This is a genomic window from Streptomyces sp. NPDC058052 (assembly GCF_042885515.1).
In the GTDB taxonomy this organism is placed as follows: Bacteria; Actinomycetota; Actinomycetes; order Streptomycetales; family Streptomycetaceae; genus Streptomyces.
Genome location: NZ_JBHVRX010000008.1, coordinates 1 through 22,243 on the forward strand (window position 1 = coordinate 1; position 22,243 = coordinate 22,243).

Below are 22,243 nucleotides of genomic sequence, written 5' to 3' on the forward strand. Positions count from 1 at the left end.
CCCGCTTCGGCGCCGGCTCAGGCAGCAACGGCTCGATCAGCGACCACAGTTCATCCGACACGATCCACGGCCGCGACTGACGTTTCCCCACGGCTGGACCAACGACCAGCCGAACCGAAAGTCACATGATCAACAGCTTCTGTTAGGACCTCTAAGCCTTGCCGGCAGCAAGACTGTCGGGCTTCTTGGAGGGCTTGCCCGGAGCCGGTCTGCACACACGAATCTCCTCCAGGACCGGTTCGAACCGGGTGGCGTCTCCCCGCTGACCTGGAGTGACCATGGAGACGGAGCGGGACGCCCGCGCACGTAGCGCTGTCAAGCGCCGCCGCTTGTGCCGCAGTGAGCTTCGGCTGTTCGGCGGAACAACGGCTTGGTCCACTCCAGCCCGAAGCAGTCACGGCACCCGCGGCAAACGCCTCGCCGGCAGGGTGGACGCGGTCCTGGCCCGGCTGTCGGTGGGGCAACGTGTCGGGCCACGCGGAGCGGGTAGCCGAACAACAGTCAATCCGACCATCAGTTCGGATACCCAGTCTCAGGAGGTGACGGCCGTGAACGCCGTCGACAGCTCCACCTGCTCCGGGGAGACGGAGGAGGCGGTCACCGGGCAGGTCAGAACCTGCCTCCCCGCCTTTGATGAGGTGAACGTCGATCCGGCAGCGGACTCCGCGGGGCAGAATGCCGACCCGGAGCCCCAGATCGTCCGTGGTGAGGACTGACCGACGGCTACCGGGCCGTCGGAGCCGGCTGTACGCCGCCGGAAAGCCGGCGGCGTACGGACACCGTCCAGCCCTTCCGCGTCTGTGGTGCGGCCGTCCCTCTGGACGGCGGCCGACCGAAGCCCTCCGCCTGACGTCCCCGGCGGTGAGGTGCTGCGATGAACCACCGTTCCTGGCATGACGGACCCGGCCCGGCTCTCCGAAACGTCAGGAGGCCCGAGCGGCTCATTCGGACCCGCTGACGCCGGTCACCAGGTCGATCAGCCCTGGCAACCCTGTCTCGTGCAGGGCACGACGCTGGCGCTCGGCGGGTGTGCCGCGGCGAAGGAGCCGATGGACGAGCCCGCTCACTCCGCGAAGGTCACCCGCGTCCCCCAGGGCGCACGTGATGTGTCGCAGGAGGGCGTACAGCACGTCGCCGCTGCGGTGCGGGCGCCCTGCGGGATCCAGCAGAATCCCGTTCAGACCGTGCCGAGCGGCGTGCCAGTTCGCGGCCTGTGTCAGCTCCGGCGCAACCGCAGGAAGTGGCATGCCGGCCTTCTCTTCCGCTATGGCCGTGGCCACCAGCCCCCGGACGATCCCGGCGAACATGACCGCGTCGTCGGCGCTCAGCTGGACGTCGAGGCAACGCACCTCGACCGTGGGGTAGCGGTCGGACAGCCGAGCCTGCCAGTAGACCTGCCCCCGGTCAGCGATCACCCCCGACTCCACCAACTCCTCAAGACGCTGTTCGTAGTCGCACACGCCGTCGAAGTGGGGCGGCGGGCCACTGACAGGCCAGCGACCGAACAGGATGGTGCGCCAGCTCGCGTACCCCGTGTCCCGGCGGTCCCACACGGGCGAGTTCGCGGACATCGCCAGCAGGGTGGGCAGCCAGCCCCGGATCCGGTTCAGCACCGCCACGCCCGTCTCCGGATCAGGGACCCCAACATGCACGTGCATTCCGCAGATCAACTGCTCGTCGACCAGTTGGCGAGCCTCTCCCTCCATCCTCAGGTAGCGCGGTGCGGGGGTCACGGGTACGGGCAGGCCGCCCCGCAACGGTGCCGCCCCCGTCGCGGCCACACGGACTCCGTTCGCCTCGGCGGCGGTGGCGACCGCGTGACGCAGCCGCAGCAGATGGCCTCCCACTTCGTCGAGGCTCCAGCACACGGGCGTGGCCACCTCGATCTGAGCCTGCAACAACTCGTCCTGGATCTCGTCGCCCTCAGCGAAGGGACCGACACCAGCCGCCCGGCGGACCTCCGTCACCACCGGGGCCGGGACGGCTGTCGCCGGGTCCACCAGCAGATACTCCTCTTCCACACCCACGGTGATCACAGCTTGCGCCTACCCGGGCACCTCATGATCACCCGTCCTCGATGTCCCTCGCACGCGGTCGAACAGCTGGAACCCACCGCGACCGCGTGAAAGGCCGGGCACGAAGGCGGGGCCCGCTCAGGCGGCCGGCAGCGGTCGGCACACCGAGAGTCCGCCCCATGACCACGCGCTTGTTCGGGTCGTCGAGCCGAACTCGTCGGACTCGATGGGGGCCATGGATGCCTCGGCCTGTCCGGTGAGCCGCGCCACCCAGACATGCGGGTCCGCGGCTTCCTTGTCTCGATGGGACCGCCGGCTCGCCCGCGGCGGCAGCAGGCAGCCGCAGCGGTGACTGGGACCCGCAGGTCCACCTACACCCGGCGTGCGGACGTCCGGGCCGGGGTGTCGTCAGGTGTTGCGGGCACGGATGACCACCAGTTCCTCCCGCTTCTCGCCCGCGCCCGCCAGGCCCCTCCGTTCCAGCCAGGCCCGTCGCGAACGCAGGACCGGACCCCACGGCACGGTCGCGCGCGCGGCGATGCCGGCGGACAGGCCCTCGCCGGTCAGCCGGTCGACGGTCGCCTCTGCCCCGCACATGCCCGAGTGCACCATCAGGAGAACGCCTCCAGGGCGAAGCAGGGCGGCAGCGGCCTCGCAGATCCGGTCGATCACGAGGCGTCCGTCGGGACCCGCGTCCCAGGCCCGCTCCGCGCCTCGCGGGGGCAACCGGGTGCTCGGAGCCGGAACGTACGGAGGGTTGGTCACGATCAGGTCGAATCGTCGCCCGCGTGTCCGCTCGGCGAAGTCGCCGTGCAGCACGCGCAGGGGCAGCCGGTGGAACCGCGCGTTCATCCTCGCTGTCACCACCGCGAGCCACGAGACGTCGACCGCCGTGACCGTGGCGGCGCCCCTGCGCGCGGCGTGGAGGGCGAGCGCACCGGTTCCGGTGCCGATCTCCAGGACGTCCGTGAGGGGCCCGACCTCCTCCTGAGCGAGGGTCGCGGCGAGCAGTCGCGTGTCTGCCTGTGGCCGGTAGACGCTCGGGAGGGCGACCAGTCCGCCGGGGAGCGTCCCCGAGGTCAGAGCCGTGCTGGTCATCGCCTGCCTCATCTCCGGGTTGGAATCCGGCTCGCGTGCGGGCTGCTTTCGTGGCTACGGGCCCACCGGGCTACAGCGGGCGTGGCCCTCGTGTCAGGGTTGGAAGAGGACCTTGACGGCCCCGTCCTGCTTCTTCTGGAACATGGCGTACGCGTCCGGTGCCTGTTCGAGCGGCAGGCGGTGGGTGGCGAAGCCGTCGACGCCCAGCGGGTCCCCATCGGTGAGCAGGGGGATGATGTCGTCGACCCAGCGCAGCACATTGGCCTGGCCCATCCGCAGCGTCAGTTGCTTGTCGAACATGGTGAGCAGGGGCAGCGGATCGACCGCGCCGCCGTACACCCCGGACACCGAGACGGTGCCGCCGCGGCGGACGAGGTCGATGGCGGTCTGGAGGGCCGCGAGCCGGTCGACTCCGGCGCGCTTCATCAGGGATGCGGCCAGCGCGTCCGGCAGGAGGGTGGTCAGGCCCTGGGCGGCTTCGGCGACGCGGCTGCCGTGGGCCTCCATGCCCACGGCGTCGATGACGGAATCAGGGCCACGCCCACCGGTGAGTGAACGGACGGCCTCGGGCAGGTCGTCGCCGCACTCCTTCAGGTCCAGGGCGTGGACGCCGCGTCGACGTGCCCTTTCCAGCCGCTCGGGGACGAGGTCGATGCCGATGACCGTGTCGGCTCCACGGTGAGCGGCGACGCGGCAGCTCATGTCGCCGATGGGCCCGAGTCCGAGGACCGCGACGCTGCCTCCCTGGGGCACGGCCGCGTACGCGACCGCCTGCCACGCCGTGGGCAGGACATCGGAAAGGTAGACGAAGCGGTCGTCGGAGGGTCCGTCGGGAACAGGGATCGGCAGCGAGTTGCCGAACGGCACGCGCAGGTACTCGGCCTGACCGCCGGGGACCTGGCCGTAGAGTTTCGTGTACCCGAAGAGCGAGGCGCCTGTGCCATGCTCCCGTACCTGCGTCGTCTCGCACTGGGAGTGCAGCCCATGGCCGCACATGAAGCATGACCCGCACGAGATGTTGAACGGGATCACCACCCGGTCCCCCGGCTTCAGAACGGTGACCTCCGGTCCCACCTCCGCGACGACTCCCATGGGCTCGTGCCCCAGGATGTCGCCGGGATCGATGAACGCCCCGAGGACTTCGTAGAGGTGCAGGTCGGAGCCGCACAGCCCGGTCGTCGTGATCCTGACGATGACGTCATCGCCATCGCGGATCACCGGATCGGGCACGGTGTCCACACGCACGTCCCTCTTGCCCTGCCAGGTGAGAGCCCTCATGACGCCTCCTCATCGACCCTGCGTGTCGTCGCTCTCGTCCGTGTACGGCCCACCGTCGCTGGTCCGCGTCCGCCGCGCCGTTGCCGTCGGCCCCGCCGGCCGAGCTCACCTCCGCTCGGGCGCCCGGGCCCGCCTTTCGGCCCACCTATCTCTGCACGCCCCTTCGTCCCGTGCTCCGCCGGATCACTCATCGCGCACCACCCGGACACTCGTGACCTCGGTGTCGACCGCGTCCGGCACGACCATGCCCGCCCGCACACCGGTCCGCAGGTAACGCAGGACGTCGCCGCTCAGGCGCTCCCCCGGCACCACTGCCGGGATGCCCGGCGGATAGGGGGTCAGCATCTCGGCGGCGACCCGGCCGTCCGCCTTCTCCCAGGGGACCTGCTCCGTACGGGCGAAGAAGGCGTCCCGCGGAAGGCTCGCCTGCTCCAGCCGGAGCGTCGACGGCGGCGGGATCTCGACGGGCCGGCCGGAGCGCAATCCCGCTCGCTGCCCGGACAGGTCCGTCAGCCCCGCCACGAGTGCCTCCGCGGTGTCGGCGTCGTCGGCGTGGGTGAACTGTGCGGTGAGGCGGCGGTGGTCGGCGATGTGGAGGTTGATCCGGCGGTTCGCACGCAGCCAGTCGGCGGCGCGGTAGCCGGTGATCTTCCACGCGCTGAGGTCGATGATGATCTGGAGGGGGTCCATGTCGGCCGCCCGGCCTGGCCCGCAGAAGTCGTCGCGGTCGTTCACGCGGATACCGCCGATCCGCGAGACGCGTGCCCGGGTCTGACGGGCGAGGGTCAACGCGTGGTCGTACAGGGTCTCACCGTGTTCGACCATCTGCCGGCGCCAGCCGTCCAGAGCGGCGTACATGAGCACGTTGGGGCTGGTGGTGCCCAGCAGGTCCTCGCGGCTCCTGAGCACCTCGGGCCGGACCAGGTGGCCCTGAAGGTGGAACACGGAGCTCTGCTCCAGGGCTGAGCCCATTTTGTGGACGGACGTGACGCACACGTCGGCCCCGGCGTCCATGGCCCAGGTGGGGAGGTCGGGGTGGAACGGCAGGTGGGCCCCCCATGCTTCGTCGACGATGAGCGGCCGGCCCCGCCGGTGACATACCTCCGCGATCGCGGCCAGGTCCGAACAGGTGCCGTAGGGGGTGGGTGTCGTCACCAGCGCGCCCCGAGCGTCGGGGTGATCGGCGAACGCCGCCTCGAACGCCTCGGCCGCCGGCGGGTGGGCCAGGTGACGCTCCGCGTCCCATTGGGGGTCCACCCAGGCGGGCTCGATCCCCGAGAGGATCAGACCCGACACCACGGACTTGTGGGCGTCGCGGCCCACCAGCAGCTTCTCGTGCGGCCCCGCGACGGACAGCATCGCCGACTTCACCGAGAGGGAACTGCCGCAGGTCGAGAAGAAGGCGTGGTCCGCACCGACGGCCTCGGCCATCAGGGCTTGGGCCTCCTGCACCACGCCCTGGGAAGACGTGCGGTCGTCCAGACCGCTGGTGGCGAGGACATCGGACCAGAACGTCGCATCGCCGAGCACGGCCCGCACCCTGGGGTCGGCACCCCGTCCCTGTTTGTGGCCGGGGGGTGTGAACGGTGTCTGGCCCTCGCGGTGGTACTCCGCCAATGCATCGAGAACGGGTGCCTTCGACTGGTCCATAGCGCGCACCTGCCCCGGAACCGATCACGAAAACGGACATTCGGCGTGATTCGGTGGGAGGTGCGTGGCGCTGACGGGCCGGGCCGGTCTGCTCTTGCCGGCCGCTTCGGGCGAGGAGGCGACGTACCGCTTCTTTCACTGCGCCGCGGGTCGCGGGGCCGTGACGTGCGTCATCCTCCCCGAGCGCGTGCGTCACGCCTCTCCCCGCGGTGTGCGTCCCCTCGACCCGTTCCGGCCGATCGGGGTGGCTCGTACGGAGTCTTGGCGGGCCTCGCGGGAAGGCCCGGCCTCTTCCGCGGCAGGCATGCCGCGCGCGGCTACCCGCCCCGTAGACCTGCGTCCCCCCGGACCGCGGGGCCCGGCTTCCCCACGCTGTCGCGAAGCTCGTCGGCGCGGCCCCCCGCACCGAGCAGACCGGTCGCCTCGAAACGCAGCTCCCGTTCCAGGCGCGGCAACCGGGCGCGGGCGTATCGCGTGACCACCAGGGGGACACAAGCCCGCACGGGTTGGACCGCACGGAGCCACGCCGGCACGTAGACGGTCGTCTCACGCCGGACCACGGCGGCGGCCAGCCGGTCCGCGACCCGTGCCGCGGTGGACACCCTCCGGGCAGGCGGCGGCATATGGGCGCGCAGTTCACGCAGCACTGCATGACGGTCCGCATCGCGGACCATATCGGTGTCGATCCAGTTGAGGTAGCCGATCCCGACCATCACGCCGCGAGGCGAGAGTTCCGCGCGCAAGGACTGGGCGAAGGACTCGACGCCTGCTTTGGAGGCGCAGTAGGCGCTCATGAGCGGGGTGGCTCCCAGGGCCGCCAGGGAGGCCACTTGCAGGTAGTAGCCGTGGGTGTGGAGGAGGTCGGGCAGGAAGGACCGTGCCGTGACCGCACTGCCCACGAGGTTGACCTCGACGACGCGACGCCACACGTACGGGTCGGTGTCGGCGAACATGCCCCCTTGGGCGACGCCGGCGTTGCCCACCACGACGGACACCGGCCCGAATCGGGAGCGAACCTCCCGGGCCGTGTCGGCCATGGCCACATCGTCGGTCACGTCGACCTCCCAGGTGGCCGCCTCGGCACGTGACGCTGCGGCCACCTCTTCCAGGCGTCTTCTCTCCAGACCCAGGAGGGCCAGGCGCGCACCCCGCTCGCCGAGGGACCGGGCCAGCGCCGCTCCCAGTCCTCTCGCCGCCCCGGTCACCACGACGGTGCGGTCCTGGAGGGGCCGGCCCTGGCTCTGTGTCCTCACGTGGCGCCTCCCGCTCATTCGGGTCGGCCCGGCCGCGGCGGTGCCGAACGCCCGCGGGGGTCGGGGTCCCCCTTCCAGGATGCTCCTCCTCGGCGGTCGCCCGCGGACGGGAACACGCGGCCCGGACAGGGCGCGACCGGTCCTCGGCTCACGACAGCGCGGGCGACGAGCGCGTCCGGTCCTGACCGCGTGAAGCATGTCCATGGGGGTAGGCGCACCACGACCGTGTCGTCACTCCGGTGAGGACGTGTTCCGTGCGGCCGGCCAGACTCCGGTCGTCCGGTGAGTCCGGAAAGGGCCCTCCACCCCGAGGGCGGCCTCTTCTCGTGGCTGCCCGGGGCGGCGCCGTGCCGTACGCGGCCCGGGCCGTACGGGGGCAGCACCCGTCGTTCCGCTAGGAGGGATCCCCCGTGGCCGTCCGACATCAGCTCGTCCGACGTCCGCCGCTCTCGGTGTGGGCCGTGCTCGCCGATCCGGCCCGCTACGGAGAGTGGGTGGCCGGTCCGTCGGAGTCCGTCCCGCTCGACGACAGCTGGCCCTCACCAGGCTCCCGGCTGCGCTACACGATCCGGCTGGGCCCCTGGACGGTCGAGGGTGTGACGACCGTCCGCCACCAGGAGGCCGGCAGGGAGCTGGAACTGGAAGCAGCGTTCAAGTCCCTCGGCACGGCGAGGATCTTCCTCCAGCTCAGGCCGTGGGGTGAAGAGACGCTCGTCGTCTGCGACGAGCACCCGCTGCGCGGCCTCGGCGGAACCCTGCACAACCCGGTGAGCGAGGCCGCTCTCCAGCTCAGGCACCGGGGCATGCTGGCTCGTCTGGCCACGGTGGTGGAACGACGGTCCGAGGAGGTGTTCCGTGCCTGACGCGGTGGTGATCGGTGCCGGCCCCAACGGACTGGTGGCCGCGAACCTGCTCGTCGACGCGGGATGGAGCGTGGAGGTCCTCGAAGCCCAGGAGGAGCCCGGCGGGGCCGTGCGGAGCGACCATGGAGTGCACACCGACTACGTCTCCGACCTCTTCAGCGCCTTCTACCCCCTCGCCGCCGCCTCGCCCGTCCTGGCCGGGCTCGACCTCGCCGCCGAGGGCCTGCGCTGGAGCCACGCCCCGAGCGTGCTGGCGCACCCGCTGCCGGACGGGCGGTGCGCCGTACTCGAACGCCATGTGGAGGACACATGTGCCGGGCTGGCGCGGTTCGCCGCCGGCGACGGGCCCTCCTGGGAGGCTCTGTACCGGACGTGGAGGCGGCTGGAACCGGACCTCCTGCGAGCCCTGTTCACGCCATTCCCGCCAGTCCGCGCGGGACTGCGGCTGGCCGCGAGGCTGCGGGGTGCCGAGGGGCTGCGGCTCGCCCGGAGCATGGCCCTGCCTGTGCGGCGTCTGGGCGAGGAGGAGTTCGCGGGGGAAGGCGGCAGGCTCCTGCTCGCGGGCAACGCCCTCCACGCCGACCTGGCTCCCGAGGCGGCGGGCAGCGGCGGCTTCGGCTGGCTGATGTCGATGCTCGGCCAGAGCCACGGGTTCCCCGTCCCCGTAGGCGGAGCCGGAGCGCTCACGGCGGCGCTCGTGAGCCGCCTCCGGCGCCGAGGCGGAGTCCTGCGGTGCGGGCAGCGCGTCACGTCCGTCGTCATCCGCGGCGGCACGGCCGTGGGCGTGGGAACGGCGGGCGGGGAAACGGTCGACGCGCGTCGGGCCGTACTGGCCGACACCTCGGCGCCCGTCCTCTACCGGGAGCTCGTCGGCGAGCAGCACCTTCCGGCTCGTCTCCTGCGTGACCTGGAACACTTCCAGTGGGACTTCGCGACTTTCAAGGTCGACTGGGCGCTGACGGGCCCCGTGCCGTGGGTCGTGTCCGGAGCCGTCGGCGCCGGCACCGTTCACCTCTCCGACGGGGTGGACGGCCTGACCCGCTTCGCCGCTCAGATCGCCAGAGGGCTCGTCCCCGACGAGCCGTTCGTCCTCTTCGGTCAGATGACCACCGCGGACCCCACCCGGTCACCCGCCGGAACGGAATCGGCGTGGGCCTACACCCACCTCCCCCAGCGCGTCACCGCGGACGCGGGTCCCGACGGCATCACCGGCCGGTGGGACCCCGGAGAACAGGAAGCGATGGCCGACCGGGTCGAGAGCCAGGTCGAACGCCTCGCACCCGGCTTCCGCTCCTTGATCGCGGCACGCCGTGTCCTCGCCCCTCCGACCCTCCAGGCCATGGACGAGAACCTCCACGGCGGCGCCATCAACAACGGCACCACGGCTCTCCACCAGCAGACGGTCTTCCGGCCCACACCCGGCACCGGTCGGCCGGCGACGCCGGTCAAGCACCTCTATCTGGCCTCCGCCGCCGCCCACCCGGGTGGCGGCGTCCATGGAGCGCCGGGTGCCAACGCGGCCCGAGCCGCGCTGCTCCCCCGCACCGTACGCGCGACCCTCCACCGCGCTCGACGGTGACGGCCCTCCGTACTCACTCGGGTAGGTCCCGCGAGAGCGGCGCAAGCCGCCATGGCAGGCTCGCGGCACCCCGCTCTTCAGCCGCTGGGTCCGTCGTTCCGGTTGCCGCTGCCACCCATGTGGGTGAGCTTGGAGAGGAGGTCCGAAAGGGACCGACCCCTCGCCGATCGTGCTTGTCCTCAGGAGGAGACATGGCGCACCCCGAGCAGGACCCGAAGCGGCAGGAAGGTCCGGAGGACGGCGGCGCCGACGGCACGCCTGACGTCCACGACGGAGGAGCGGACGGCGGCGCGGACGGAGGAGCGGACGGCGGCGCGGACGCTGGCGCGGACAGCGGCGCGGATGGCGGCGCGGACGGAGGAGCGGACAGCGGCGCGGACGGTGGCGCTGATGGCGGCGCGGACGGAGGCGCCGACGGAGGAGCGGACAGCGGTGCCGACGGAGGCTCGGATGGCGGCGCGGACGGAGGCGCGGACAGCGGCGCCGACAGCGGCGCCCAAGAGGCTGGCGACGGCGATTGAGCACCGTGTCGAGGACGCTTCAGGGCACGGCCTCGGATGCCGAGAGCGGTGTCCTGGAGACTCGGCTGATCGGCCTCAGCCGCGAGGAGTTCGCTGTGAGCGTGTGGGGGCGCGCCCCGCTGATCACCCGCGGAAGCGGTGACTTCTCCGACCTCTTCTCAGCATCCGCTGTGGACGAGCTGGTCTCCCGACGCGGGCTGCGCACGCCGTTCCTCCGCGTCGCCAAGGGCGGCTCCACCGCCCCGGAGTCCTCGTTCACCTCGCCGGGAGGAGTGGGCGCTTCGGTGCCGGACCAGTTGGACGACACCGCGCTGTGGCGGAGTCTCGCCGACGGCAGCACCCTGGTCCTGCAGGCACTGCAGCGCACCTGGCAGCCGATCACGGACTTCGTGGCGCGGCTCGGCACGGAACTCGGCCATCCCGTCCAGGCGAATGCCTACGTCACCCCACCGCAGAACCGCGGCTTCGACGACCATTACGACGTCCACGACGTCTTCGTTCTGCAGGTCACCGGGACCAAGCGCTGGATGGTCCACGAGCCCGTGCACCCGGCGCCGCTGCGCGACCAGCCCTGGACCGCTCACCGCGCCGCAGTCGCCGAAGCAGCACGGAGCGAGGCGCGCATCGACACCGTGCTCGAACCCGGCGACGTCCTCTATCTGCCGCGCGGCTGGCTGCACGCCGCCGAGGCGCTGGGCACGGTGTCGATCCATCTGACGCTCGGCATCCACACCTGGACGCGGCACGCGCTGGCGCAACAACTCGCCGAGTCCGCCCTTTCGTTGCTGCGGGAGGATGTGGAGATGCGCGAGTCCCTGGCCCTGGGCGTGGACGGTCCGGGCGACGAAGTCGACTTCGTGCGCCGACGTCTCGTCGCCGCGCTCGCCGAGGCCGATCCCGCTCCCCTCTTCCACCGCGACCGCCGCGGCCAGGCGCGCCCCGCGCCCATGGGGCCCCTGGCGCAGCTCAGAGCCGTCGCCAACCTCGCCCCCGACTCGCCGGTACGGCTCCGGGAGGCGCTGGAGGCGAGGCTGGAGGGTCGTCGTCTCATCACCCGCGCCGGGTGGCTCGACCTCACGGAGGCGGACATCCCCTCGACGCTGCAGATCCTCGGCGGCGGCACTCACCCTGCCGGCACACTGGGTCTTCCCTTCGTCGAACGGCTGCTCCGCGCGGGCGTCCTCGTCCCCGCCGGGTCGTGAGACCGGCCCGATGACGACTCCGGCACGGTTCCTCTGCTCCGATGCCGCGCGCCTGCGCGGGGATCCGATCGCGGGCACAGCTCCGTACGGTTCGGTCTGGATCCTGATCGAGTACCGGGGCGGCTGGCCGTTCAACGGTTTCGACGGACTCGATCTCGATCCCGGCATCAAGGCACGGGTGAACTCCGCCGCACGGGCGATGCGTGCCCGCGTGGTGCTGATCAGGCGACCCGGCCGCGCTCGTCCGGACGAACAACCGCGATGGGCCGTTCTCCGCTACGAGGAGGGCGGAAGCCACAGTCAGCATTGGGGAGCCTGGGACGACGACAGCGACTTGGCGGGAATCGTCACCGCCCTGGACGCGCCTGGGGAGCGGGGGCGTCCGCCCGTCCTCCTCGTCTGTACCCACGGCCTGCACGACACCTGCTGCGCTCTCCGCGGCCGTCCGGTGGCCCGCGCGCTGAGTGAGGGATGGCCTCAACTGGTCTGGGAGTGCACGCACGTGGGAGGTGACCGGTTCGCCGCCAACGTCGTCGTCGCACCCGACGGTGTCTACTACGGCAACCTCGACGCCCTCTCGGCGGTGAGGGTGGTGGAGGAACATCTGTCGGACCGCATCCACCCGGACCACCTGCGCGGCTACACGGGCCTCACCCCGCCCCAGCAGGCGGCCCTGTCCGCTGTTCTCCACCACGCCGGTCCATCGGGTCGGCACGACTACTTCATCGAGCGGACGGTCAGGGACGACGACCGCTGGCGGGTCCGTGTCACCGGCCGGCTCGCCGGACTGTCGACCTTCGAGGTCGAGGTCCACGCCCAGCGGGCACGTGCGCACCAGCTGACCTGCCGCGCCCTGTCACCCAGCTCGGCGGTGTACTACGAGGTCACCTCGCTTCACGTCGCCTGATCGCCCCCCTGCCTCTCATGGCGTTCTCCTCGCGCCTTCCGCAGGAACGCCCACCCCTCAGTCGCCGGCGTGCGGTGCGGGTGTGGGGGTTTGCCGAGTCGCGCCCCAGGAGGCGAGAAGGCGTAGGCCCTGCTCGGAGGGGGAGGCGGGCTCGGCGGTGTAAATGGTGAGGGTGAGGCCGGGTTCGGCGGCCATCTCAAGCCCTTGGTAGGCGAGAGTGAGTTCACCGACGGCCGCATGGTGGTAGCGCTTGAAGCCGGTGCCGTGATGGCGGACGTCGTGGGCGCCCCAGCGGGTGCGGAAGGCGTCGCTGCGGGTGGAGAGCTCGCCGACGAGGTCGTGGAGGTCCTTGTCGTGGGGGTCGCGGCCTGCTTCGGTGCGCAGGATGGCGACGGTGATGTCGGCGGCCTGGTCCCAGTCGGGGTAGAACCGGCGGGCGTCGGGGCTGAGGAAGGTGAAGCGGGCCAGGTTCTCCTGGTTGTGGGGGTCGGCGTAGACGTCGGCGTAGAAGGCATGGGCGAGCCGGTTGGCGGCGAGGAGGTCCATGCGGCCGTTGCGGACGAACGCCGGCCCCTCGGTGATCGCGTCCAGCGTCCACTGGAGGCTCGGATGCGGCTTCCAGCGCCGCGTGGCGCGGCGGCGGGGCCGGGCGAGTGAGTCGGAGCCGTCGGCTGTCTGTGCCAGGCGGAGCAGATGGGCGCGCTCGGCGTCGTCGAGCTGCAGAGCGCGGGCGACGGCCTCCAGGACAGCCGGTGAGACGCCGGCAAGGTGGCCGCGCTCCAGCTTGGCGTAGTACTCGACGCTCACGTCGGCCAGCGTCGCGACCTCGCTGCGGCGCAGGCCCGGCACGCGCCGACGGGTGCCGGCGGGCAGGCCGGCTCGCTCGGGGGTGATCTTCGCGCGCCGCGAGGTGAGGAACTCGCGGACCTCTGCCTGGTTGTCCACACCCTCGACGGTACGTCCCGGGTACGGCCGCAGGGATGCACTGGCAGTACACCCCTTGAGGGTGTCTCGCTGCGGGCGACGGGAGCGGCTTGTCTGGACGGCGTGGTGCTGTCCGCCTTGCTGTCACGACGGATGCGCACCTGTACCTGCACCTGTACTCGGCAGACGGCCGCGGATCTCCGGCGGCTGCCCGCCACGGCACGCGAAGGAACCCCTCTCATGCGCGGAGCAGTGATCCACGCCCCCGGCGATGTCCGCTTCGAGACCCTGGACGACCCGACGATCCTCAAGCCCACCGACGCGATCATCCGGACAGCCGTCACCTGTGTCTGCGGCTCGGACCTGTGGCCCTACCGGGGCGCGGAGCCGATCGGCGAGCCGCACCCGATGGGCCACGAGTACGTCGGCTTCGTGGAAGAAGTGGGCAGCGAGGTCACTTCCCTGCGGCCCGGGCAGTTCGTCGTCGGCTCGTTCGCCACCTCGGACAACTCCTGCGCGAACTGCCGGAACGGCTATCCGTCGAACTGTCTGCACCGCGAGTTCATGTCGACCTGCCAGGCCGAGTACGTCCGTATCCCGAACGCCCAGGGCACCCTGGTCGCCACCGACGAGGTCCCCGGCGAGGAGTTCTGGCCCGGGCTGCTGGCCGTCTCCGACGTGATGGGCACCGGCTGGTGGGCCGCGGAGGCGGCCGGGGTGAGGCCCGGCTCTGCCGCGGTCGTCGTGGGCGACGGCGCGGTCGGCCTGTGCGGCGTGATCGCGGCGAAGGAGATGGGCGCGGAACGGATCATCGCCATGTCCCGCCACGAGTCCCGGCAGAAGCTCGCCCTGGCCTTCGGCGCGACCGACATCGTCACCGAACGCGGTGAGGAGGGCGCGGCCCGGATCAAGGAGCTGACCGGCGGGATCGGCGCCGACTCCGTCCTGGAATGCGTCGGCACAGCCCAGGCCATGAGCCAGGCCCTGCACTCTGCCCGCCCCGGCGGCAGCGTCGGCTTCGTCGGCGTCCCCCACGACGTCGCGGTCGACGGGCAAGAGCTGTTCTTCTCCCACGTCGGGCTGCGCGGCGGCCCCGCCCCCGTCCGCCGCTACCTCCCCGATCTCATCGACCGCGTCCTGACCCGCCGCATCGACCCGGGCCAGGTCTTCGACCTCACCCTCCCCCTCGCGGAGGTGGCAGAGGGCTACAAGGCCATGGACGAACGCCGCGCCATCAAGACCCTCCTCATCCCCTGACCCGTCCCCCGTCCGAAGGAGCGATCATGCAGATCACCCGCGGCTCGACCGACACCGTCAAGGGGCCGGCCGACTGGTTCACCGGCGACGTCTACATCGACGCCGTCGCCGCCGCGCCCGCCCCTTCCAGGGTCACCGCGAACCTGGTGCACTTCATGCCGGGCGCCCGCACCCACTGGCACCGGCATTCCCTGGGGCAGACCGTCTTCGTCACCGAAGGCGTCGGCCTGTGCCAGCGTCGCGGCGGACCGGTGGAGATCATCCGGCCAGGCGACCGCGTCCTGTTCGAGGCCGACGAGGAGCACTGGCACGGCGCAGCCCCTAACCGGCTGATGGTCCACCTGGCCATCAACGAGGGCGACGCCGACCATGCCGTCGTGCACTGGCTGACGCCCGTCACCGATGCCGAGTACGCCGCCGCCCCGGCCGTCTGACCTCACGCCCGGCCCTCTCGTACACGTCTGACCCGGAGGTCCCCTCGATGCACTCCACAGACCTTCGCGGTCCGGCCTGTATCGCTTCCGCGGTCGCTCTCCTGCTCGCCGCGACCACGTGCTCCAGCGACCGGCGAGAAGCGGGGCCGACCGCCTCCACGACGTCCGTCTCGTCACCTGCTTCCGGGCGGCAGGAGGTGCTGGCGACCACCGCGCCGCGCCGTGGTCCCGCCTCCCCTTCGCCGGCCTCCGGCAGGAGCACCCTCATGGACATCCGCGTCACCCTCGACGGCAATCCGGTCGAGGCCACCTTGAACGACAGCCCCGCCGCACGCGACTTCGCCGAACTGCTCCCGCTCGCACTGGATCTGAAGGACTTCCATGGCGTCGAACGGGTCGCCGGCCTGCCGCGCAAGCTGGACACCTCGAGCTCCCCCGAACCGACCGCGGCCAGGACCGGCGACATGGCCTACTACGCCCCCTGGGGCAACCTGGCGCTCTTCCACCAGGACGGGCCTTCCGCTTCCGCCGACCTGCTCGTCCTCGGCCACCTCGACGTCGGCGCCGCCCGGCTCGGCCGAGCCGGCCGCATCACCATCGAATCAGCCTCCTGACTCTCCCTCCCCGCCTTGACCGCCCGACGGGACGACAACGGCGTGAATCCCACCTACGACTTCTCCGGCCAGGCCGCTTTCGTCACCGGCGCCTCCTCCGGCATGGGGCTGGCCGCCGCCCGCGCCTTCGCCGAAGCGGGCGCCGCCTGGGCCTCGCCGACATCGACGGGGAGACCGTCACCACCGCCGTGAAGGGCCTCACCGCTGTTGGCCACCGGGCGCGCGCCCTGGTCTGCGACGTGTCCGACGAGGACCAGATCGCCGCGGCCGTCGCCCACACGGTGGAGACCTTCGGACGGCTCGACATGGCCCACAACAACGCCGGCGGCCGTCGCGGAAGCCCGCGAGCGACGCGGCGAGAGGCCGGCAGGCGGTGGTCGGGCGATCGTGCACGGAGCGCGGCAGGCGCGTGACTGCTGCGCCGATCAGCGGGTAGAGGCGTAGCGTAGGAAGTGCCCGAAGGCCGGTGGACCGTACGGGTCCGTACCGCATCCCAATGTGGAGGGTTGGATCTCCGCCAGCCGCACAGCCGGGGAATTCTCTCCCTGGCTCAGGTCGTCGATACGCCGATGGCGGCCCTGCCCGCCCCGTATGCCCCGACGTCCGGCCTTCCCGGCCCCCGCGACTCAGAGACCACACATATCCCTTGCGTCGTCCGCCTGGTCTGGCTGGTGGAAAGTTGTCCGCCATGCCCACCGTCGCCTTCGTGGACGGAACCCTCTCGCTGAGCCTCGCGGCCGATCTCGCCGTCCCCGACCGAGCGGCCGCCGTCCGCACCATGCAGGCCCTCGTCCTCGGCCACCGGCCGGACCGCGTGCTTGTGCACCTCACGCCCGGCCCGCCGACGTCCGCCGCGCTCAGCGTCCTGGCCCGGCTCCGGCGCCTGTGCGAAACGCTCTCGCTTCCCCTCGGCCTCGCCGCGGGCCCGCCGCCCGGTGCGCGGGCTCGCGGCCGCACCAGGGCGGGTGCGTCATGACCGGCGGGCTGGCGCACGAGGTCGAGACCGTCCTCGCCGACGGTGGCTTCGGCCCGGGCAGCGGCCTCGCCGTCCAGGAGCGCGCGGACGGCGTGCTCGTCTCCTGGAGCGCCGACGCGCTCATCCGGCCGACGATCCTCGCCCACGCCTCCGACCCGGCCGTCCACACCCGCGCCACCATCCCAGGGATACGCACCGCGCTGGACCACGCCCTGGCCGCGCTTTTCCTGGACGCGGGGTTCCACACCATAACCTCCTCCGACGGCGTCCTCCTCGTGAGCCGGATGCGGTCGGCAGCCCGTCCGCCCTGGTGACAGCCGGATCGAGGCGGATCCCCAACCGCTTCGACCCAGCTGCTCGACGAACGGGGCGTCCGCGGCGTCGCTGTCGCCACCGGCCCGCGTGGACCCCACCTCACCTCAGGCGACCTGCGTCACCGGCGAGACAGCGCCCGTCTCACCCACTGCCCCGACGAACAGCACACGGGATCGTCCCGTCCGCCTACCCCTCGACCCCCGTGGAGGTGTGCGCAGCGCCCACCGGCTTGGATTCCGGGGAGCCTCGCTGACGCAAATACACGGACAGGATGGCCATGGCGGCCACGGCCAGCAGTTCCGACTGCCAGTTCTGCAGTGAACGGTCCCAGAAATCGGCGGAGACGAGATAGTCGCTCCAGGACACCGGTGGCAGGAGCTCGCGCAGCTGCTGCTCGTTGTATGCGGCTGTTCCGGCGATCGACTGCGCGAGCCAGGACAGGACGAACAGCAAGGCCATCGCGGTGCCGAGAGAGCGTGAGTACAGGCGCTGCCGCCAATCCTTCGTGCCCGCCCACCGGGGTGAGTCGGCCCGGACGTGGTCGCCGATACGCTGCTCCTCATCACTTTCGGTTCCCGCCTTGTGGAGTTCCTTGGACTCGGGCGAGCCACGCTGGAGGAGCCAGACCGTGCCGAAGATGTAGAGGAAGAACTGGAGGAACTCCGACTGCCAGTTCTCAGTGACGTCGACGGCGAAGTCCGACGACATCAGGTACTCGCCGATCGTCAGCTGCTGCATCCCGTCGACGGCGAGGTCCTCGTTGTAGCCGGCCCGTCCGGCGACTGCCTGGCCGGCGAGGACCAGGAGGAACGCGCCGCCGAAGGCGAGTGTGAGGCTGTTGTCCCGCCAGAAGATTCCTTTACGGGATTCGCTCCGCCTGTTCACCGGTACATCGCCCCGATCATGGTGAAGTAGCTCAGCCCGCCAAGGATCATCACCAGACAGGCTACGAACACGAGGCGCACGTCAGCCGCCCTTCACCATGCATCGGTAAGGCTCCCCGGCCTGCGGCCGGCACCCTGCCGCAGTGACTTTCCAGCCATCGGCGAACTGCGACAGGAACAGGGTGTCGTCCGGAAGCCGCAGCAGCGCCTGCCTCCCGTACACCTGGGTGGGGCCGGGCGCTCCGCCGCCGGCGGGGAGATCCTGGCCTTCGAGAGCAGCACTGCACGACATGTTCTCGGTGCCCTCGAGTTCCTCGCGGGTTTGGGGCGCCAACAGCGTGCACGCCTGTGCGTAGTCCCCTTCGGCGAGTGCCTCTTCGAAAGCCACGCCAGCGTGCCTGGCCCCGTCCACGCGGCCGGCGGGCGCTCCGCAGCCGCACACCAGGACCGCGGCCGCCACGGCGACGGCTGTGAGAGGAGGAGCCCAGGACGGCTTCCTTCCCTGGACAGCGGGCCACGGCACGAGGCGAAGATGCCGTGTCACTTGTCGGCCGCGCTGGGCACGGCAAGCGGGTCACGCGGCGCCTTTCCCTTCTCCGCCTCAAGCTGCTCGCCGAGATCGGTCAGCAGGTTGCGCCCCATGGCCTTGCGGACGTCGGGGAACCATTCCTTCTCCTCTTCCTCGACGTGGTGGCGGACGTTCTCCATCAGGACGCTCATCTTGGCCTTGAAGCGTTCGTCGGAGGGATCCATGTCCTTGAGTTCGGAGAGCATCCATACGACGGCATGGTGCTCCTCGATGCTCTCGAGAATGTGGTCGGTGGTGTCGGGCGCTGCTTCACGGGCGGCCGGATAGAAGACCTCCTCCTCGATCCAGGCATGCACGGTCAGCTCTTCGACGACCTGGTCGGCGATCGTCCTGCGCTCGGTGAGATCGTCGTCCCCGGTCTTCTCGAACCGCTTGAACAGCTTCTCCACCGTTTTGTGGTCCTCGCGCAGCAGCACGATGGCATCCATGAAATCTCCTCCGCCTGGGCCTGCAGGTGCCGGATCCGTAAGGGACACCCCACCATCAGTCCGGAATGCGCTCGGTGATGCTCCTGGCCCTCGTGACACTCCCGGGACCGCCCACCCGGCCCAACCCCGGCTTCGCAAGACTGGGCGCCCTTCGACGCGGCGAGATGCTGATCTCGGCGGGTGCTGTCGATGCGTGCGGCAGCGGCGGCAGGCTCCACAGCGGACTGCGCAACGTCGTCCCGGCTGTCGACCGCCCGGCCTTCGATCGGTCATGGGGTGGCGATGCCAGGGAGGGCGCGTTACCGGCGGCGGAACGTCTCTTCGACTTCCGATCCCCTCGATCGGCGTATGTCGGCGTGACAAGGCGGGATACGGCATGACCGTCGGGGTAGCGGATCACCATGGACACCACCACGGAAACCATGCCCTTGCGCGCCGTCGCGTTGGTCTGCACGCTCTCCCCGTCCCCGAAGAAGTCCAGCTCACAACTGCTGGCCGAGCAGACCCTGGCCGCCCTGGCCGGTCATGGTGTGACCGGCCAGGTGATCCGGATCGCCGACCACGACGTCAAGCCGGGCGTCGAGGTCGACATGGGAAACGGTGACGCCTGGCCGGGGATCCGCGACACGATCCTGGGCTGCGACATCCTGGTCCTGTCCACACCCATCTGGCTCGGCCACCCTTCCAGCCTCGCCCAGCGTGTCCTTGAACGCCTCGACGCCGAACTCGGCGAGAGCGACGACGAGGGCCGCCTGCTCACCTACGGCAAGGTGGCTGCCGTGTGCGTCGTCGGGAACGAGGACGGTGCCCACCATGTCAGCGCCGAGCTCTTCCAGGGCCTCAGCGACGTCGGATTCTCCCTCGCGCCGAACGCCGTCACCTACTGGGTCGGCGAAGCCATGCAGGGCACCGACTACCAGGACCTCGACACGACCCCCGAGAAGACCGCCGCGACGACCAGGACACTCGCCGCGAACACCACGCACCTGGCGCGCCGCCTCAAGACATCGGCCTACCCGCCCTCTTCTTGACCTCCGCCGCACCCGACCGAGCCGGAAGGAGACCACGATGACCTCCCCCGAAGAGAGCCGCCTCATCGATCCGGTGAAGCTGCACCCCCGGCCCCCGTTCCCCGGGCAGGACCAGGAGCATCCTGGCTGGACCGAGGCGATGGATCCCCGCCCCGACCACGGCGAGGACAGCTATCGGGGACACGATCTGTTGCGTGGCCGGAAGGCGCTGGTCACCGGAGGGGACTCCGGGATCGGCCGGGCCGTCTGTCTCGCCTTCGCCCGGGAGGGAGCCGATGTCGTCTTCACCCACTTGCCCGAGGAGTCCGGGGACGCCGACGAGACCGCCCGCCTGGTCCGCGAGGCCGGCCGCACAGCGGTCGCCGTCGCCTGCGACATCCGGCACGAGAACGAGTGCACCGCCCTCGTCGACAGGACGGTCGGCGAGCTGGGCGGCCTCGACCTGCTCGTCAACAACGCCGCGTACCAGATGGCCCAGCCGGACGGCATCGCGGCGATCACCACCGAGCAGTTCGACCGGGTCATGAAGACCAATCTGTACGGGATGTTCTGGCTCACCAAGGCCGCGCTGGCCCACCTGCCGCGCGGCGGCTCCGTGATCAACACGGCGTCCGTGCAGGGCTATCAGCCCAGTCCGCACCTCCTCGACTACGCGATGACCAAGTCCGCGATCGTCTCCTTCACCCACGGCCTCGCCCAGATGCTCGCCAGTCGGGGTGTCCGGGCCAATGCCGTGGCCCCCGGCCCGGTCTGGACACCGCTGATTCCGGCCACGATGCCCGACCCGACGAGCTTCGGCGCGCAGTCGCCCCTGGGCCGTCCCGCTCAGCCGGCCGAGATGGCACCCGCGTACGTGTTCCTCGCCTCCGACCGCGCCTCCTACATCACCGGCGAGATCGTCAACGCCACCGGCGGAACACCACTGCCGTGACCCCTGACGAGGCGCTGCGCCGGATCGCCTTCCTCCTCGAATGGCGCGGGGCGTCCCCCTACCGGGTACGGGCCTTCCACACGGCGGCCGACGCCGTCCGCGGCATGCCGCCGGGACCGGTGGACGCCGAGCGGGCCGGGCTACTGCGCGGAGTGGGGCCGGTCACCGCTCAGGTGATCGCCCAGGCGTCGACGGGGGCGGTTCCTGACTATCTCGCCCGTCTCCGGTCCGAAGCCGATCCGGGCGCCCGCGCCGGGTGGGACCTCGTTTCCGCGAGTACCGGGGACTGCCATCTGCACTCCGACTGGTCGGACGGCGGCAGTCCGATCGAAGAGATGGCCGCAGAGGGCCGTGCCCTGGGCCACCAGTGGGCCGTGCTGACGGATCACTCGCCGCGGCTGACGATCGCCCATGGGCTGAGCGCCGGGAGGCTGAAGAGCCAAGTGGAGGCCGTGGCCGCCGTGAATTCCAGGATGGGCCCGGGTTTCCGGCTGCTCACCGGCATCGAATGCGACATCCTTGAGGACGGCTCGCTCGACCAGGACGAAGACCTCCTCGGCCGGCTCGACATCGTCGTGGCGTCCGTCCACTCCGCACTTCGTTCGGAACCCGGCCCCATGACCGCCCGTATGGTGGCCGCGGTGCGCAACCCGCACGTCGACGTTCTGGGGCACTGCACGGGTCGGATCATCACCGGCAGGGGCCGCCCGGAATCCCGCTTCGACGCCCAGACCGTGTTCGCCGCGTGCGCGGACGCCGGTACGGCGGTGGAGATCAACTGCAGGCCCGAACGGCGCGACCCGCCGGACGACCTGCTCGAACAGGCCGCCGCCGCAGGCTGCCGCTTCGCGGTGGACACCGACGCCCACGCCCCCGAGCAGTTGTACTGGCAGAGTACGGGCTACGCCCGCGCCGCCCGGGCCGGCCTGGGAGCCGATCGCCTGATCACGACCTGGCCGCTCGGTCGGCTGCTGAGCAGCAGAAGCAGCCGACGATGAACCACCCCCTCCCCCGCCGCCTCATCCTCACCAGCGTCTGGCCCCTGCCGGACAGCCGGCTGGTCAGCATCCTCGACCACGTCGCGAGCCGTCCGGGCGCCCGCGGGCTCACACGAGCCGGCTCACCACCACCGCCTGCGCCCTCCCTCCCGCAGCGCCGGCAGATCGGCGTGTGATGTCCCACCACCTACGTCGGAGTGGAGGCTGCCGGGAGTGCTTGGGCAGCGCCGCTGCGGGCAGCGGCAGAGTCGGGGCTGTTGCAAGCCTCTACCCGGTTCACCGACGGCGAGGAGTCATCGCATGAGCAAGGTCAGCGCCGTGCTGAAGCGTATGCGCGGCATGGTGAAGGAGTCCGACGGCAAGGCGCTGCAGGACCCGGTACGAAGCCGGCGAGGACGCCAGATGCGAGAGCAGGCAGAAGCGGAGCGATCCGCTCTGCGCGAGGCACGACTGCGTGACGGTGGCGAAAGCCGCTGACGACTGCGTGCGCAGCGCC

Annotated in this window: 25 protein-coding genes and 1 pseudogene; 16 read left to right on the plus strand and 10 right to left on the minus strand. The window is 71.1% G+C overall.

All coding sequences use genetic code 11. The features are described 5' to 3' along the window. Positions 1-548 precede the first annotated feature (548 nt). Positions 549-716 (plus strand): hypothetical protein, encoded by a 168-nt coding sequence (locus ACFVU3_RS13365; protein WP_390066011.1) that lies wholly within the window; start codon positions 549-551, stop codon positions 714-716. A 225-nt stretch (positions 717-941) separates the two neighbouring features. On the opposite strand, the gene ACFVU3_RS13370 is transcribed toward ACFVU3_RS13365, so the two are convergent. The 5 genes from ACFVU3_RS13370 to ACFVU3_RS13390 form a co-directional block, all read right to left on the minus strand. Further along, positions 942-2,036 carry a glutamate--cysteine ligase gene (locus tag ACFVU3_RS13370; RefSeq protein WP_390066012.1) on the minus strand — a complete coding sequence of 365 codons (1,095 nt, stop codon included), beginning with the start codon at positions 2,034-2,036 and terminating at the stop codon, positions 942-944. A gap of 387 nt (positions 2,037-2,423) precedes the next feature. After that, positions 2,424-3,113: a HemK2/MTQ2 family protein methyltransferase gene (locus tag ACFVU3_RS13375; RefSeq protein ID WP_390066013.1), complete on the minus strand. Its 690-nt coding sequence runs from the start codon at positions 3,111-3,113 to the stop codon at positions 2,424-2,426. Between the two features lie 93 nt (positions 3,114-3,206). Next, positions 3,207-4,391 (minus strand): zinc-dependent alcohol dehydrogenase, encoded by a 1,185-nt coding sequence (locus ACFVU3_RS13380; RefSeq protein WP_390066014.1) that lies wholly within the window; start codon positions 4,389-4,391, stop codon positions 3,207-3,209. Positions 4,392-4,574: 183 nt separating this feature from the next. Then, positions 4,575-6,041: an aminotransferase class I/II-fold pyridoxal phosphate-dependent enzyme gene (locus ACFVU3_RS13385; protein WP_390066015.1), complete on the minus strand. Its 1,467-nt coding sequence runs from the start codon at positions 6,039-6,041 to the stop codon at positions 4,575-4,577. A gap of 317 nt (positions 6,042-6,358) precedes the next feature. After that, positions 6,359-7,312: an SDR family oxidoreductase gene (locus ACFVU3_RS13390; RefSeq protein WP_390066016.1), complete on the minus strand. Its 954-nt coding sequence runs from the start codon at positions 7,310-7,312 to the stop codon at positions 6,359-6,361. Positions 7,313-7,704: 392 nt separating this feature from the next. Between ACFVU3_RS13390 and ACFVU3_RS13395 the strand changes: the two genes are divergently transcribed. After that, entirely contained in the window at positions 7,705-8,157 is a 453-nt protein-coding gene (locus ACFVU3_RS13395) for an SRPBCC family protein (RefSeq protein WP_390066017.1), read from the plus strand. Continuing rightward, complete coding sequence (locus ACFVU3_RS13400) at positions 8,150-9,736, plus strand: phytoene desaturase family protein (protein WP_390066018.1); 1,587 nt, start codon at positions 8,150-8,152, stop codon at positions 9,734-9,736. The genes ACFVU3_RS13395 and ACFVU3_RS13400 overlap by 8 nt, the downstream gene beginning before the upstream one ends. Before the next feature lie 179 nt (positions 9,737-9,915). Here the strand turns inward: ACFVU3_RS13400 and ACFVU3_RS13405 are convergent, their stop codons facing one another. Continuing rightward, on the minus strand, positions 9,916-10,236 hold the full coding sequence (locus ACFVU3_RS13405; RefSeq protein WP_390066019.1) for a hypothetical protein: 321 nt from the start codon (positions 10,234-10,236) through the stop codon (positions 9,916-9,918). A gap of 17 nt (positions 10,237-10,253) precedes the next feature. Between ACFVU3_RS13405 and ACFVU3_RS13410 the strand changes: the two genes are divergently transcribed. Beyond that, positions 10,254-11,459 (plus strand): cupin domain-containing protein, encoded by a 1,206-nt coding sequence (locus ACFVU3_RS13410; protein ID WP_390066020.1) that lies wholly within the window; start codon positions 10,254-10,256, stop codon positions 11,457-11,459. Positions 11,460-11,469: 10 nt separating this feature from the next. Continuing rightward, positions 11,470-12,366 (plus strand): sucrase ferredoxin, encoded by an 897-nt coding sequence (locus tag ACFVU3_RS13415; protein ID WP_390066021.1) that lies wholly within the window; start codon positions 11,470-11,472, stop codon positions 12,364-12,366. A gap of 57 nt (positions 12,367-12,423) precedes the next feature. On the opposite strand, the gene ACFVU3_RS13420 is transcribed toward ACFVU3_RS13415, so the two are convergent. After that, positions 12,424-13,311, minus strand: a complete 888-nt coding sequence (locus ACFVU3_RS13420) for a helix-turn-helix transcriptional regulator (RefSeq protein ID WP_390066022.1) — start codon at positions 13,309-13,311, stop codon at positions 12,424-12,426. A gap of 219 nt (positions 13,312-13,530) precedes the next feature. On the opposite strand from ACFVU3_RS13420, the gene ACFVU3_RS13425 reads away from it, so the two are divergent. The 6 genes and pseudogenes from ACFVU3_RS13425 to ACFVU3_RS13450 all read left to right on the plus strand — a co-directional run bounded on the left by ACFVU3_RS13425 (position 13,531) and on the right by ACFVU3_RS13450 (position 16,885). Beyond that, entirely contained in the window at positions 13,531-14,547 is a 1,017-nt protein-coding gene (locus ACFVU3_RS13425; RefSeq protein ID WP_390066023.1) for a zinc-dependent alcohol dehydrogenase family protein, read from the plus strand. Positions 14,548-14,573: 26 nt separating this feature from the next. Continuing rightward, positions 14,574-14,981 carry a cupin domain-containing protein gene (locus ACFVU3_RS13430; RefSeq protein WP_390066024.1) on the plus strand — a complete coding sequence of 136 codons (408 nt, stop codon included), beginning with the start codon at positions 14,574-14,576 and terminating at the stop codon, positions 14,979-14,981. A gap of 266 nt (positions 14,982-15,247) precedes the next feature. Next, positions 15,248-15,595, plus strand: a complete 348-nt coding sequence (locus ACFVU3_RS13435) for a cyclophilin-like fold protein (RefSeq protein ID WP_390066025.1) — start codon at positions 15,248-15,250, stop codon at positions 15,593-15,595. 42 nt (positions 15,596-15,637) lie between these two features. Continuing rightward, positions 15,638-15,921 (plus strand): annotated as a pseudogene (locus ACFVU3_RS13440) (SDR family NAD(P)-dependent oxidoreductase); the annotation flags it as partial. Positions 15,922-16,283: 362 nt separating this feature from the next. Next, positions 16,284-16,571, plus strand: coding sequence for a hypothetical protein (locus ACFVU3_RS13445; RefSeq protein WP_390066026.1), 288 nt, complete (start codon positions 16,284-16,286; stop codon positions 16,569-16,571). Beyond that, the gene (locus ACFVU3_RS13450) at positions 16,568-16,885 is read left to right on the plus strand and encodes a hypothetical protein (RefSeq protein ID WP_390066027.1); all 318 of its coding nucleotides are present in this window, start codon (positions 16,568-16,570) and stop codon (positions 16,883-16,885) included. The genes ACFVU3_RS13445 and ACFVU3_RS13450 overlap by 4 nt, the downstream gene beginning before the upstream one ends. Before the next feature lie 187 nt (positions 16,886-17,072). On the opposite strand, the gene ACFVU3_RS13455 is transcribed toward ACFVU3_RS13450, so the two are convergent. The 3 genes from ACFVU3_RS13455 to ACFVU3_RS13465 all read right to left on the minus strand — a co-directional run bounded on the left by ACFVU3_RS13455 (position 17,073) and on the right by ACFVU3_RS13465 (position 18,787). Continuing rightward, on the minus strand, positions 17,073-17,771 hold the full coding sequence (locus ACFVU3_RS13455; protein ID WP_390066028.1) for a DUF6766 family protein: 699 nt from the start codon (positions 17,769-17,771) through the stop codon (positions 17,073-17,075). 81 nt (positions 17,772-17,852) lie between these two features. Then, positions 17,853-18,158: a hypothetical protein gene (locus tag ACFVU3_RS13460; protein WP_390066029.1), complete on the minus strand. Its 306-nt coding sequence runs from the start codon at positions 18,156-18,158 to the stop codon at positions 17,853-17,855. 152 nt (positions 18,159-18,310) lie between these two features. Then, positions 18,311-18,787 (minus strand): hemerythrin domain-containing protein, encoded by a 477-nt coding sequence (locus tag ACFVU3_RS13465; RefSeq protein WP_390066030.1) that lies wholly within the window; start codon positions 18,785-18,787, stop codon positions 18,311-18,313. Between the two features lie 401 nt (positions 18,788-19,188). On the opposite strand from ACFVU3_RS13465, the gene ACFVU3_RS13470 reads away from it, so the two are divergent. The 5 genes from ACFVU3_RS13470 to ACFVU3_RS13490 all read left to right on the plus strand — a co-directional run bounded on the left by ACFVU3_RS13470 (position 19,189) and on the right by ACFVU3_RS13490 (position 22,224). Further along, the gene (locus ACFVU3_RS13470) at positions 19,189-19,818 is read left to right on the plus strand and encodes a flavodoxin family protein (RefSeq protein WP_390066031.1); all 630 of its coding nucleotides are present in this window, start codon (positions 19,189-19,191) and stop codon (positions 19,816-19,818) included. 37 nt (positions 19,819-19,855) lie between these two features. Next, positions 19,856-20,749 carry an SDR family oxidoreductase gene (locus ACFVU3_RS13475; protein ID WP_390066032.1) on the plus strand — a complete coding sequence of 298 codons (894 nt, stop codon included), beginning with the start codon at positions 19,856-19,858 and terminating at the stop codon, positions 20,747-20,749. After that, positions 20,746-21,747, plus strand: coding sequence for a PHP domain-containing protein (locus ACFVU3_RS13480; protein WP_390066033.1), 1,002 nt, complete (start codon positions 20,746-20,748; stop codon positions 21,745-21,747). Before ACFVU3_RS13475 ends, ACFVU3_RS13480 begins: the two co-directional genes overlap by 4 nt. Further along, a complete protein-coding gene (locus ACFVU3_RS13485) occupies positions 21,744-21,923 on the plus strand; it encodes a hypothetical protein (protein ID WP_390066034.1) in 180 nt (59 codons plus the stop codon). The genes ACFVU3_RS13480 and ACFVU3_RS13485 overlap by 4 nt, the downstream gene beginning before the upstream one ends. A gap of 124 nt (positions 21,924-22,047) precedes the next feature. Then, entirely contained in the window at positions 22,048-22,224 is a 177-nt protein-coding gene (locus ACFVU3_RS13490) for a hypothetical protein (protein WP_390066035.1), read from the plus strand. Positions 22,225-22,243 lie beyond the last annotated feature (19 nt).